Origin of the sequence: Prevotella sp. oral taxon 317 str. F0108 (genome assembly GCF_000162415.1) — a bacterium.
In the GTDB taxonomy this organism is placed as follows: Bacteria; Bacteroidota; Bacteroidia; order Bacteroidales; family Bacteroidaceae; genus Prevotella; species Prevotella conceptionensis.
The window spans coordinates 948,019-958,967 of sequence record NZ_GG740072.1; the positions used below are offsets into that span (position 1 = coordinate 948,019).

The 10,949-nt window shown below is 54.6% G+C and carries 16 protein-coding genes; 3 read left to right on the forward strand and 13 right to left on the reverse strand.

Annotation, left to right across the window (positions count from 1 at the left end; genetic code table 11):
- The first annotated feature begins 65 nt into the window (after window positions 1-65).
- Complete coding sequence (locus tag HMPREF0670_RS03430) at window positions 66-641, forward strand: phage virion morphogenesis protein (RefSeq protein ID WP_009229774.1); 576 nt, start codon at window positions 66-68, stop codon at window positions 639-641.
- Entirely contained in the window at window positions 622-1,113 is a 492-nt protein-coding gene (locus tag HMPREF0670_RS03435; RefSeq protein ID WP_009229775.1) for a hypothetical protein, read from the forward strand. Before HMPREF0670_RS03430 ends, HMPREF0670_RS03435 begins: the two co-directional genes overlap by 20 nt.
- On the opposite strand, the gene HMPREF0670_RS16185 is transcribed toward HMPREF0670_RS03435, so the two are convergent.
- The 12 genes from HMPREF0670_RS16185 to HMPREF0670_RS03490 form a co-directional block, all read right to left on the reverse strand.
- On the reverse strand, window positions 1,055-1,345 hold the full coding sequence (locus HMPREF0670_RS16185) for a hypothetical protein (RefSeq protein ID WP_009229776.1): 291 nt from the start codon (window positions 1,343-1,345) through the stop codon (window positions 1,055-1,057). The two genes, HMPREF0670_RS03435 and HMPREF0670_RS16185, sit on opposite strands and share 59 nt — an antisense overlap.
- Before the next feature lie 187 nt (window positions 1,346-1,532).
- On the reverse strand, window positions 1,533-2,180 hold the full coding sequence (locus HMPREF0670_RS03440; protein WP_009229777.1) for a DUF3164 family protein: 648 nt from the start codon (window positions 2,178-2,180) through the stop codon (window positions 1,533-1,535).
- Entirely contained in the window at window positions 2,161-2,643 is a 483-nt protein-coding gene (locus HMPREF0670_RS03445) for a hypothetical protein (RefSeq protein WP_009229778.1), read from the reverse strand. The genes HMPREF0670_RS03440 and HMPREF0670_RS03445 overlap by 20 nt, the downstream gene beginning before the upstream one ends.
- A 31-nt stretch (window positions 2,644-2,674) precedes the next feature.
- Window positions 2,675-2,947: a hypothetical protein gene (locus HMPREF0670_RS03450; RefSeq protein WP_044077859.1), complete on the reverse strand. Its 273-nt coding sequence runs from the start codon at window positions 2,945-2,947 to the stop codon at window positions 2,675-2,677.
- 13 nt (window positions 2,948-2,960) lie between these two features.
- Window positions 2,961-3,581, reverse strand: coding sequence for a hypothetical protein (locus tag HMPREF0670_RS03455; RefSeq protein WP_009229780.1), 621 nt, complete (start codon window positions 3,579-3,581; stop codon window positions 2,961-2,963).
- On the reverse strand, window positions 3,578-3,883 hold the full coding sequence (locus HMPREF0670_RS03460) for a DUF4406 domain-containing protein (RefSeq protein ID WP_044077860.1): 306 nt from the start codon (window positions 3,881-3,883) through the stop codon (window positions 3,578-3,580). The genes HMPREF0670_RS03455 and HMPREF0670_RS03460 overlap by 4 nt, the downstream gene beginning before the upstream one ends.
- A 276-nt stretch (window positions 3,884-4,159) precedes the next feature.
- Window positions 4,160-4,822 (reverse strand): AAA family ATPase, encoded by a 663-nt coding sequence (locus HMPREF0670_RS03465; protein ID WP_009229782.1) that lies wholly within the window; start codon window positions 4,820-4,822, stop codon window positions 4,160-4,162.
- On the reverse strand, window positions 4,822-5,697 hold the full coding sequence (locus tag HMPREF0670_RS03470) for an ATP-binding protein (RefSeq protein ID WP_009229783.1): 876 nt from the start codon (window positions 5,695-5,697) through the stop codon (window positions 4,822-4,824). The genes HMPREF0670_RS03465 and HMPREF0670_RS03470 overlap by 1 nt, the downstream gene beginning before the upstream one ends.
- A gap of 147 nt (window positions 5,698-5,844) precedes the next feature.
- Window positions 5,845-7,857, reverse strand: coding sequence for a hypothetical protein (locus HMPREF0670_RS03475; RefSeq protein ID WP_009229784.1), 2,013 nt, complete (start codon window positions 7,855-7,857; stop codon window positions 5,845-5,847).
- Between the two features lie 9 nt (window positions 7,858-7,866).
- Complete coding sequence (locus HMPREF0670_RS03480) at window positions 7,867-8,268, reverse strand: hypothetical protein (RefSeq protein WP_009229785.1); 402 nt, start codon at window positions 8,266-8,268, stop codon at window positions 7,867-7,869.
- Window positions 8,269-8,311: 43 nt separating this feature from the next.
- The gene (locus HMPREF0670_RS03485) at window positions 8,312-8,770 is read right to left on the reverse strand and encodes a hypothetical protein (protein ID WP_009229786.1); all 459 of its coding nucleotides are present in this window, start codon (window positions 8,768-8,770) and stop codon (window positions 8,312-8,314) included.
- 13 nt (window positions 8,771-8,783) lie between these two features.
- The gene (locus HMPREF0670_RS03490) at window positions 8,784-8,999 is read right to left on the reverse strand and encodes a hypothetical protein (RefSeq protein WP_009229787.1); all 216 of its coding nucleotides are present in this window, start codon (window positions 8,997-8,999) and stop codon (window positions 8,784-8,786) included.
- Window positions 9,000-9,100: 101 nt separating this feature from the next.
- Between HMPREF0670_RS03490 and HMPREF0670_RS03495 the strand changes: the two genes are divergently transcribed.
- On the forward strand, window positions 9,101-9,775 hold the full coding sequence (locus tag HMPREF0670_RS03495) for a helix-turn-helix transcriptional regulator (protein WP_009229788.1): 675 nt from the start codon (window positions 9,101-9,103) through the stop codon (window positions 9,773-9,775).
- A 435-nt stretch (window positions 9,776-10,210) separates the two neighbouring features.
- Here HMPREF0670_RS03495 and HMPREF0670_RS03500 read toward each other — a convergent pair whose 3' ends face one another.
- Complete coding sequence (locus HMPREF0670_RS03500; protein ID WP_009229789.1) at window positions 10,211-10,435, reverse strand: hypothetical protein; 225 nt, start codon at window positions 10,433-10,435, stop codon at window positions 10,211-10,213.
- Window positions 10,436-10,949 lie beyond the last annotated feature (514 nt).

Here is a 10,949-nt window from a genome sequence, read left to right on the forward strand (position 1 = left end):
CCTAATGGGCTGTTGCAAAGATACAACTTTATTCGTTACGAACAAACTTTTTAACAAGAAAAATAATGAACGCCAAGCAAATAGCCGACATCATCGCCCGCGCCCCACAGCAGGTGGAGCAGGCCATGCGAACCGACATACCCCGCAAGGCGGCGGTTCTAGCCAAGAACCACTTTCGGCAGAACTTTCGCAATGGCGGTTTCACCAACGGCGGCCTGCACCCGTGGAAGAAGACACGGCGGCAGGATGCGGGCTCGCCATACAAGCCGCTGACTTCGGCCACCGACAACCTGATGCGCAGCATAGATGCCGTGGCCATGCCAGGCGCGGTGATGGTAACCAACCCCAGGCCCTATGCCCTCATACACAACGAGGGCGGCAACATCGGCATCACGCCCAAGATGCGCCGCTATGCCTGGCACATGGTGTATTCGCTGGCCAAAGTGAAGAAGGGCGAGAAAATGCCGAAAGAACTGCCGCCGATGGCGCAGGCGTGGCGTGCGTTGGCCCTGACGCGCAAGACGGCCATACACATCCCGCGCCGTCAGTTCATCGGCCCGAGCCACGAACTCAACGTTAAAATACAGAAAATGATACTCAACGCATTAATGGAGATAGGAAATGGAATCGATACTCGCTAACACCATCGCCCACATTGCCCACGAACTGCCGTGGACACGAACGGTGGACGAAGACTACGGACAGCTGGAGGCTCTGGACAACGATAACCTGGACATGTATCCGCTGACATATCCCGCCGTACTCATCGACCTGCCCGGCACCGACTGGACCGACACGGGCGACCTCACACAACGCGGCACGTGCGAGGTGCGCGTGCGCCTCATACTCGACTGCTACGACGACACGCACGCTGGCAGCCATACGACAGACCGCATCATGCAGCGCGAGGAAAAAAGAAAAGCCCTGCACGCGCTGTTGCAGGGCTATCGGCCATCGGGCGAGGGGGCGTTGATACGCACCCGCTCGCGGTTCTTCACATTCAACCACGGCATCAAGGTGTACGAGGAGACTTACACCTGCGCCCTCTCGGAGGCTACTCGGGAAACAAGGACAATTGCCCGCACGGCTCTCTCCGTGCGGTTGAAGACCTGAACCCCTGTCGCCGGCTCTTCTCCACGGCCTTACCGTCTACGGTCGCCCCATCCATCAGCATGCGGCGCACGATGCGCAGCGTGGTGGCCTCGGCCAGGAAGAACTCCTCGTGCGAGAGTTTCGCTATCGTGTCGTCGAAACGAAGTCGGCGGACTTCGCTCCAATAGTAGAACCGCTCGAACAACTTGCGGTCGCGTTCCAATATAAGTTCCTTATTTCTACCCCTTGCCATAATCGTTGTGCGCGTTAACAATAATATGCAAAATTACGGAAAAGTCCCCGCAACAGCAAGCGTTGTGGGGACTTTCTTCGTTGGTATATAAAGAATTGTGGGCGATAAGCCTACAAGTTGACGAGTTGACAGGTTGACGAGTACTAGGCGTGAGCCATCTTTTCACCTTTTCACCCTTTCACCATTACTACATCCGGCAGAAGCTTGGCTCCACTTTACGCCAGACTCCGACATCGTCGCGCCGGTGGAAGTAGAAGTTCTGCGCGTTGCGCTGAATCACATTGCTTTCTTTAAACAATTGCATAATCTCGGCGTATTCGGCATCGAATCGTGTCTCGAGGTCGTACAGTTTCGATATGCTCTTATAATCGAGGTCGCCGCTCTTGTTTCGTTCCAGCAACGTCATGGCAAGCTGGTACATGGGATCGTCCGTTCCCTTCTCCGTGCGCTGCACATAACGCTTGAGGTAGTCCACCAAACGCTCTGCTGCCATGTCGGCGCGCTCGTCAAAGCCCTTCACCTTGTTGGCGGCCACCGTCAGGCGGAAATCGGCGACGGTCATCGTGAAACCGCCCTGACTCTCGCTGCGCAGCTGACCGTACTCGGCCATCACGTCGCGGAAGGCGCGGCTCTCGTTTTCCAGCCATTCACGGAACGCGGTAACGGCCGTCACCACATCGTTCAGCCGTGCCTGCACGTCTTGCGCGAACTTCTCACGCAGCTCTTCGTAGGCCTGTCGGCGGTTGTTCTTCTCCTCGTTGGCCTCGTTCTGCAACGTGGCCAGCAATTCTTTTTTTTCCTCGGGCGATAAGCCCTCAAGCATTTCCTTTTTCATTGTTCTTGTTGTTTTTGTTGTTAATTGTAAACTTGTATTTCACTTTCAGCGTTGGTTGTGCCGCATTGGGGCTCTCGTCTTTCAGCCCGCCCTTGCGCTTGATGGCGCGCAGCTTTACGGCCAGAGCTTCGAGTTCGTCGACTGAAATGCGGCAAAAGCGCTTGCCCATGATGCGCGGATGCAGGCAGAAGGCATCCACGCAAGGCCATTGGGTGGTGTCCACACCGAGCTGTTGCATCAGCTTGAGCACCGCGCTGCGCCGCTTTTTCAGCTCGCGTGTAGTGTCCTCGTCGTCCGCCACACGTTTCATGTCGCGCAACATCACGCGGTACTCGTCGAGGTGCATCTGCCCGAGGTGATCGGTACGGCCCTTGGTGTACTGGTACACGAGCGTCTCCTTATCCGCGTAGGGCATTCGGGCGAGCAGCGCATAGAACTGGCGGTAATTGAATTCGGGGGGCATATTGCTTGCTTTTAATGTTGTTTGAATGTGTCTACCTCTTAGCCCATATCCCCTCTTCACGGTAGTCGGCGTAGTTGGCCCTTGCCTGCGCCAGGCTTTCGGTAAGGCCGCAGGCCAAGTCGGCTGCCCCCAAGAGGGGTATGCCGTCTACACTCAAATATATTATCCCATTGTGCTCTATCAGCTGCAGGCGGCGTCGCGATTCGTTGTCGAGCCGCTTCACGAGCCGCGCCTCCATTCTCCTTGCGCGCCTCTCGTGCCATGCTTGCAGGCGCGCCATCATCGTTTCGAATGTCTGTTTCATTGTCTTGTTCCTTTTAAAAAACTTTTTTATCATTCTGTTTCTCTGTTGGATAAAACCTAATTCCCATCTTCTCTGCCCGCTGCTCCAATATGGCCGACCTGCGCGTGTTGGTGGTTATCGTGGCATCCGACGATGCGTGGGCCACCACATAACCACGTTTGCGAAGCTCGTGGCGCAGGTATATTTTCGCTTTTGGTGCCTTAACCACGCGTAGGGCGGTTCTCTGTTCCAGCCCGAAGGCCACGCGGCGGCGTTCGGCACGTACCGTCTCGCGCCTGATGATGCCCTTGCGGCGGTGCATCTCCTTGAACGCCTCGGGCGACATGAACCGCTTATTGCCGCCCTGCCCAGGCTTAAACTGGTAGGCCTTACCGTATTTCAGCAGATTGGCCTTGCCTGCATTACCCTGCCCGCGGTTGGCTCGTGCGGCATGATGCACGGCATTGGCCTGCATCGTGCGTACGAACTCCGCGCTCTTTTCCAAACCCATTCCGCGTGCCAGCCGCACGGCAGTTCGCCGCGACACCCCGAGGTGGCGGGCCACCTCCTCGTTCTTCGTATGGGCGAAGTGCTCTTCCATCCACGCCCGCTCCTCGTCCGTGAGCGTCCATTTTCCCCACTTCCCGCGTATCATGGCTTGTGCGTTTCAAACATCACCTCTATTCCGCAGCTGCTGGCCACGTCCAGTTCCAGCTTCGCGCCCTTGCTCAGTTCCCATCCGCGCAGCATGTATATGCGGCCGCATTGCAGCAGCATGCCAATGTCCACGCGCATGTGGCGTCGCCAATCTTCACTGTCGGGCAGTCCGTTCTCGAAGGGGTTGACCGGGGTAAAGCCTTCCTTTCTCAACTTATGGGCGGCCGCGGCGAATGCCGCCTTGCGCTCGTCGATATCATGGTGCGCAATTGCACCGCTAATGTAGATCTTGTTATTCATCTTCTTCTTATTTAAATATTGTTGAATTCGTTCTGATGTGTCATTAAACGCTGGAAATCCCCGTATTATACGGATCATTCCACTATCTGAACAGAGCGTAATATCGACGCTTATGTCCTTCTCCTGTTCCGGCAGGTCGGCAATTACCTTTTCCAGGTATTCCTTCAGTTCGGCAGATGTCATTGTCTTGTCCTGCTCACGGTGAATGATGTTGTATAGAATATTTCCCATAACTCCTTTATTTAATTGTTAATCCCATGTGCGCGACAAGGCTATTCACTCCCCTCTCCCCTTGGAGAGGGGCTGTGGGGTGAGGCTTCCGTTCCCATACCTCACCGCTCCCTCTTCCCACACCACAAAGCCTTGCCCGTGGTGCTCGTTCTCACGCCCCATACAGAGCGCAACGAAGCCCGAAACGCGCACCTTAACGCCGGCAATGTAACGAAGACGAACGGCAGGCTTGCCCATCGGTGCGCTCTTGTGCTCTTGCGATACGTATATAAACGTCTTCTGTGGGAAACGCGCCTTCAGTGCCATTGCCTCTTCGTATGTCCATTCGGCCACCTGAAAGCTGTCTATCACCACGAAACGGGGGCTCTTGTGCTTGGCCAGCCGCTCGGTGAGTGCCTCTATCTTTGTGTCTTCGATGATGAAGAAGCGGCGGTTCACGTCCTCCATGTGGAAAAGTTGGAGGCGACGTTGAAACGACTGGCGTATGCCCTCCTCGCCGCTCACATACAGCACGCGGCCGTATTCGCACAGTTTCTTAGCTAGCTGCATAACAAATGAGCTCTTGCCCTGGGCCGACGCGCCGCTGATGAACCACAGCTCATTGAGTGCAGGCCGACCGAACACGCGTTGCCACTCGCCATCCCAGGGCAGGGTCTTGTATCGTTTCTCACCCACTTCGCGGGGTGTGTACGCTCTTGTCCTGGCCATCAGTTTGCCCGTTTTAGTTTCTCAATCTCTGTGTAAACGCGCCGCAGCCCTCCGCCCGTTCGTCGTACGATGGCGGCAATGTCCGTGCCTGTCGGAGCGTTCACCTTGGCCACGATGCGGGCCTGTTCGGCTAGGAAGGCGTCGCGCTCGCGCCCGTCGTCGGGCGTAACCTTCGAGTAGCGGTCGCCATACCGGCTAAGCATCTCGGTGTAGCCCACCTTCTTGCACTCGATGGAGCGGTTTATCTTCTCCTTCAATCCGTCGGCACCCATCATGTACCAGGCGCAGGCGCGCTCGGTGGCGTTCCACAGGGCTTTCAATTCGAGGAAGGCCTCGTATTGCAGGTCGCCCGCCTCGTCGAGGATGATGAGGGGCTGCTCGATGGAGCGCAGGTAATACACCAGGTCGTCGTACACGTCAGCATATCGTCCGCGGGCGTTCACGCCGAACTCGGCTGCTATCTTGCGCACCAGCTTAAGCTTGGTCTTAACCTGGCTGCAATCGATGTACACGGAGTTGGCGTGGTTTTGTACGTATAGTCGTGCGGTGAACGTCTTTCCTATATTGGGCATGTCGCACAATATGCCGCTTGTGCCGCTCTGCTGGTAGAATTCCAACTGTGCCATCACGAACTGGTATACCGGCGTGCGTGCCGCCTTCCACTCAATGCTGGCGCGCAGCTCAACGCCCAGCCGGCGGGCTATCGATATCCAGTTGGCGTCGCTCAATGTGCGGTCGGTCTGGCCGTTCTTCAGCGCGCTGTACACGCTCGTGCTAATTCCCAGGCTTGCGGCGTGCTTGGCGTCGCTGGGGTAATTGGTGCGGTTGGCGGCCACGGCTGCCAATATCCGCTGTTTGGTGTCTTTTGTCATCATCGTTATTCTTTTTTATTTCTTAGTTGATGAGTTCTTAGTTGAGTTCTTTCGGGGCATGTTCCAATGCCGTTATAATGGGGTTCTAAGGTTGGGTTGCCCGACGTGTCTGACCTGTCTGACTTGCCTGGCCAGTCGCGCATCACCTTTTCATGTGGCATCCACGCCCGCCCTGCTCCAGTCTGTTGCCATTATCGGGGGCAGCGGCAGCTCTTCCTCTGCCTGCGGCGTGGCCACTTCCAAATCCTCCTCGTCTTCTACCGTCAGTTCCACCTTGGTTTTCATCACGCCCACGCGCCGGATGGCGTTGTCGGTTACGTATTTCCTAAACCCTGCCACCTTCTTCTGCTGTTCGATGAACTTCACCACGTCTTCGTCTGTCTGCTCGGCCATCACGCGGTTGAAGGTCTCCACGCGCTCCACCTTGTCTATATAGCGGTCGCCCTGGTAAAGGTACACGTCCATTGCCCTTCCGTCCTCGTCGGGTAGGTAGTGCGCCGTCACCTTGTAGTTGTTCGGGGCAAGCCGCTCCAGTGCCGTTGTACTGCTAAGCCACCAGTCTTCGTGAGCTACGCGCACGGTTGAATTGCGGCGGATGCTCGTCTCAACAGCCGCGCCGATGTGCCGTGCCAACGTCCGTGCGTCGTATGGCAGTAGCGTGGGGTTCACGTTGGCCACCAGCACCTGCCATCGCGTCATGCCCGGGTAGCGTTTCTGGTCGGGGTGCAGCGTGTTGTTCCATTCTGCGCTGTCGGCGCGGTCGTCGGCCACCAGCTCCTCCCATGTGAAGTATTCGCGGTCTTCGTAGGTGTCGTTCCATTCGTCGCTCACCTTCTTGTATTCCTGCCTCCACTTGCCCTTGCCGTAGAAACGGCCGATGCCCGTGTGGTTCTTGTGTATGATGCTGCGTTTCTTTGCTCCGTTCAGCGGCTCGGCGTACTTCTCTTGCGAGTTCTGCGGGGCGCAGAAGTGTACGAATGGGAATACTTCACCTGCCCGCAGAAATCCGTCGCGGTATTGGCTCATCAGGTGGTTTTCCACCTCGATGCCTGCCGGTATGCCCCATCCGTGGCGAGCTATGGTGCGGAACATGTCGCGGAAACAATCCACCACGAGGTTCTCGTCTTTCTTTCGGCCGTAGCTAGCACCCAGCACGCACTGGCTCACCACATCGTAGGCGTAGTATGCGTGTACGCGCTGCTTGGTGTCTTTCAGCTTGCGCGTGAGGTCCACGTCGTCCATCGTTATCTGCGAAAGCGAGAACTGCCCGTTGTGGCGGTGCATGTGGGGCATCTGCTCGTGCATGAACGTGGTATAGGTGGATAGCGCATGTTCCACAATCAGCTTGTTCTTAGGTGCGTTCAACACGTTGTTGATGGTGCCCTCGCTTAGCGTCTTCGGCTCGCCGTTCTTCAGCGTAAAGTCGTCGGGGCAGAACAGTTCGCCCGTATCGGGGTCGTACACGTCAAGTTCGCCACATACAAAGCTCAGGTACATCTCGTACACGTTGCTGTTGAAGGGCTTGTTGGGCAAAATTGCCAACCCCAGTATCAGCCGCTCCGTCTTGTGGTCCACCTTGCGCGCGCTTTGGTTGCCGAACTTCCCGCTTATCAGGCACGCGTAGCCCTTCTTCTTGAACTCGGCCACCTTTTTGCGAAATCGCAGGGTGGATGTGGGCAACGTGTGGCCGTACTCTTGTTTCAGCACGTCGATGGCCTCGGCCATCATGTCCCAGTCGTAGGCCTCGCCCATCACCGTGTGCTGTGCCTTCGCACTGTTGTACAGGGCCACGGCCGCGCTTATCACGCCCGCGTTCACGGTGTACTCCCTCACGTGCCGCCGGGGCAGCTCAACGCCGCATTGCGCGGGGTCGGAGAAAAAGGCGTATGCGTGCTGGTCGTAGTCGTAGTTCTCGCGCACCCAGTTCACCAGCCGCACGATGCGCAGGTTGGGGTAGGCGCGTTTCACGGCCTCCTTCATCGCAGCCGGCAGCGTGTCCACGGCCACAAGGGCGTAGTTGCCTAGGCCGCGGGCGGTGCGGGCGACGTCGAACTTTTTGCGTATCGCCATCTTCTTGTAGTTGGCCTCGCTCACAAGTCCCCGCTCCACCAGCTCCTTCGCAGGGATGCACAGCCGGCCTTCGTAATACTCTACCATAGCCATGCGCCTCCTTTACCTCAGCACCGTAACGCGTTCCGCGCCGTCCACCTTTGCGGCCAGGCGTTGCAGCTCCTCATAATCGTCTATCAGTCCGGGGCACTGCTCCTTCTTCACCAGGCGGCCGTTCTTCTCTATCGTCACCACCCCGTTACGAAAAACGGTCATCACCGTGCCGCGCGGGAAAAACTGACGCATCGTGCCGTCGGCCAGGTGGATGGTCTCCATGTCCAGGCAGTCGTCGGCCATCGCCACGCCGCCGTTCTTCATGGCAGACTCCCTGATGCGCTTGGCCGTGGGCGAGTTGCCGCGCCGTTCGTCGTACGTAAGTGCGTTGAACAAGCTACGCTCCCCAGCCCCGAACTGTTTCATAAGCTTCTGCTTAACCTCGGCGGTCACCACTATCTTCCTTTTCATATCCTGCTCCTTTTTATTTTGTTTTCAATATTAAGCGTTGAGCCTATATCTCTTTAAGTGCGGCATCCAGCCACGACTCCCTATTCAGCCCGTCTCTCTCATTCTCTGCCCCATTACCGATAAAGTCAAGCATCGACAGGTATTGCTTGCGCAGCTCGCGCTTGGCCTCCAAGGCGTTTACGTTGGCCAATCCCGATGCGCTCACGCTGTAACCTCTGGCACCCTCGGCCAAAAGCAGTTCCTTTATGCAGTCCGCATTTTGGCGCAGCCACTGGCGCACCTTGTCCAGGTCGCCGGTCAGCAGGCAGGCGTGCAGCCGGCCGTATTCGAACCGGCACATGTTCATCCTGTAAGCCTCTTCGGAATGCCAGCGGAAGAACCGCTCGTAGTCCACTTCCATCACGCCCTTTACCCTCTGCATCGTCGCGGTGATGGTTGCCAGCTTGCCCTCCACGTCTTTGGCGAGCATAGCCAACTTGCTGTTTTGTCTTTCTGTATTCATATTCGTATCTCCTTTATTTGTTGTATTCGTATATATTGGGGCGTCTTTTCACGCCGTCGCAAACCATCAGCTTATATATGAGTTCCTTCACGTATTCCTCGGGGGCGGTGAAAACGATGCCCTGCTCGGGGTCGTAGCAGAACCGCACACGGTCCGTCATCAGCCTTTGGGCCACTTTCCCCTTGAAGTCGTTGGTTGACCATTCCTTTATCTCGATATTTCCGTTCATCTTCTTTAAGTTTTAAAATTTGTACAATCGCGCCTTTTTTAGTATCTTTGGCGCGTGTTCTATTCTGAACACGTTGCAAAGATAAACAAGATTTCTCGACTATGCAAGAAAATAAGCAAGAAAAATCACTTGTAAAGCGAAATATCTCGCTTTATTTATCTTCTAAGGGTATCACACCCTATGAATTTTACAAAGAATCGGGTACAACCCGAGGCATATTAGGCCAGAATAATGGCATAAGCGAGGATAATATTTCAAGATTTCTCGCTTACGCCCCAGATGTAAATGTAGGGTGGCTTCTTACTGGCGAGGGCAATATGCTCAAATCAGAATCTGATACACATGAGTTAGTTTCGTCCACTGAGCAACCCATTTCTTCTAACGAAGGTGCGCCCTATTACGATGTTGAATTCCAAGGTGGATTCACAGACTCTTTTAATGACCAAACCATCTATCCTGACCGACACATATATATACCAGGGTTCGAACGTGTGCAGGTGTGGTGTAACATTTCTGGGCACTCAATGGAACCTCGCATAGGGCATCAGGACATTATAGGGCTGCGCCAATGCCTAGTTCAGGATATTCAGTTCGGAAAGATATACGCCGTGGTATTGAAGACCAAACGCACGGTTAAGATATTACGGAAATCGAATAACCCACAGATGTTGCGCTATGTCCCCATAAACGATAAGGGATTTGACGAGCAGGAATTCCCCATCACAGATATTATAAACATTTTTGAAGTCCTGGGTGGTGTAGCTAAGTTCTTTTAGCCACAATAAGCACCTCCCGACACCCCTCGCCACCTCCTCCCAGCACGCCCGCGCCCCCCTTTTAGGTGTCCCCTCCCTCAGAAACAGGCAGTAAAAACGCTAAATACTTGATAATCAACACGTATAAAAATGCCAACGCTTAAAAGGGTGGGGGTTTAACTCAACATCAATTCACACGTTTTTGCCCCGAAACACACGAACAGGGTATTTAACTCCGTTTCAACATTAGCTAGGCAAATACGCGTTTTTGTCCCCCCTAACTTTTTATTTTGTCCCCCCTAACTGTCCCCCCTAATGTCCCTCCTAACCCAAGAAAGACCCAAAAACGACCCGAAAAGGCACAAAAAAGGCGGCCCGAAAGCCGCCCAATAGTCACCCACACCAAAACGCCCCTCTAATGGCGTTCTAATGCCCTAAAAACACCATCCCAAGCACTCATCCACGACTGCACCCGATAAGCGTAGATTGCCGTATAACAGCGCGTTTATTGATGATTACGCCACCTCCCGACAACCCCGCATGCAACAGATAATTCTTCGTCACACCCACCTGCTCGGGGGTGAATACGGTAAACACGGCCGACAAGCTGCTGAAATACCAGTCACGCCGCTTTACGCCATCAATTTGTTGCAACAAGTGCACATGTATAACCTTTGCCATATCGTCTCCTTTATTTATTCGTTTAACCTTTGCCAGGTAACGGCACTTTTTCAATGCAAATATACCAAATAATACTTATATAGAACATTTCGACAAAAGAAAAGAGCGAAAAGCACCAATAAAAAAGAGTGAAAAAGCACCATCCCCCTTCACTCTTACATCCATTTACGGCCATTCAAACACCACCCCAAGGCCGCAAAGGAAACGCCCCAAAGCCGCAAAGGAAACGCCCCAAAGCCGCAAAGGAAATGCCCCAAAGCCCCTAAAACAGCCTCACACCCCCTAAAAACAGCCCCAAAACGCCCCTAAATCATCCCCATGTAACATTTCGCCCCATCAAACCCTATCATCCACCCTTCGCATGTAACACGAATGTCGCATCAATGTTACATTATATACGCTTCGTTTTTTTTCGCCCAACGCCCTTTTACATCCCTAACTCTCTATCAATCAACGCTAATCACGATTTTACGGCATCCTCGTATTATGTACGTTTCGTTTTATGCCCCGTAAA

Excerpts from the sequence above, each read along its gene's own strand:
- HMPREF0670_RS03435 (WP_009229775.1), top strand. The coding sequence starts at position 622 with ATGGAATCGATACTCGCTAACACCATCGCCCACATTGCCCACGAACTG.
- HMPREF0670_RS03470 (WP_009229783.1), bottom strand. The coding sequence starts at position 5,697 with ATGATGACAAAAGACACCAAACAGCGGATATTGGCAGCCGTGGCCGCC.
- HMPREF0670_RS03480 (WP_009229785.1), bottom strand. The coding sequence starts at position 8,268 with ATGAAAAGGAAGATAGTGGTGACCGCCGAGGTTAAGCAGAAGCTTATG.
- HMPREF0670_RS03440 (WP_009229777.1), bottom strand. The coding sequence starts at position 2,180 with ATGAAAAAGGAAATGCTTGAGGGCTTATCGCCCGAGGAAAAAAAAGAA.
- HMPREF0670_RS16185 (WP_009229776.1), bottom strand. The coding sequence starts at position 1,345 with ATGGCAAGGGGTAGAAATAAGGAACTTATATTGGAACGCGACCGCAAG.
- HMPREF0670_RS03430 (WP_009229774.1), top strand. The coding sequence starts at position 66 with ATGAACGCCAAGCAAATAGCCGACATCATCGCCCGCGCCCCACAGCAG.
- HMPREF0670_RS03450 (WP_044077859.1), bottom strand. The coding sequence starts at position 2,947 with ATGAAACAGACATTCGAAACGATGATGGCGCGCCTGCAAGCATGGCAC.
- HMPREF0670_RS03495 (WP_009229788.1), top strand. The coding sequence starts at position 9,101 with ATGCAAGAAAATAAGCAAGAAAAATCACTTGTAAAGCGAAATATCTCG.
- HMPREF0670_RS03445 (WP_009229778.1), bottom strand. The coding sequence starts at position 2,643 with ATGCCCCCCGAATTCAATTACCGCCAGTTCTATGCGCTGCTCGCCCGA.
- HMPREF0670_RS03475 (WP_009229784.1), bottom strand. The coding sequence starts at position 7,857 with ATGGCTATGGTAGAGTATTACGAAGGCCGGCTGTGCATCCCTGCGAAG.
- HMPREF0670_RS03460 (WP_044077860.1), bottom strand. The coding sequence starts at position 3,883 with ATGAATAACAAGATCTACATTAGCGGTGCAATTGCGCACCATGATATC.
- HMPREF0670_RS03490 (WP_009229787.1), bottom strand. The coding sequence starts at position 8,999 with ATGAACGGAAATATCGAGATAAAGGAATGGTCAACCAACGACTTCAAG.
- HMPREF0670_RS03500 (WP_009229789.1), bottom strand. The coding sequence starts at position 10,435 with ATGGCAAAGGTTATACATGTGCACTTGTTGCAACAAATTGATGGCGTA.
- HMPREF0670_RS03485 (WP_009229786.1), bottom strand. The coding sequence starts at position 8,770 with ATGAATACAGAAAGACAAAACAGCAAGTTGGCTATGCTCGCCAAAGAC.
- HMPREF0670_RS03465 (WP_009229782.1), bottom strand. The coding sequence starts at position 4,822 with ATGGCCAGGACAAGAGCGTACACACCCCGCGAAGTGGGTGAGAAACGA.
- HMPREF0670_RS03455 (WP_009229780.1), bottom strand. The coding sequence starts at position 3,581 with ATGATACGCGGGAAGTGGGGAAAATGGACGCTCACGGACGAGGAGCGG.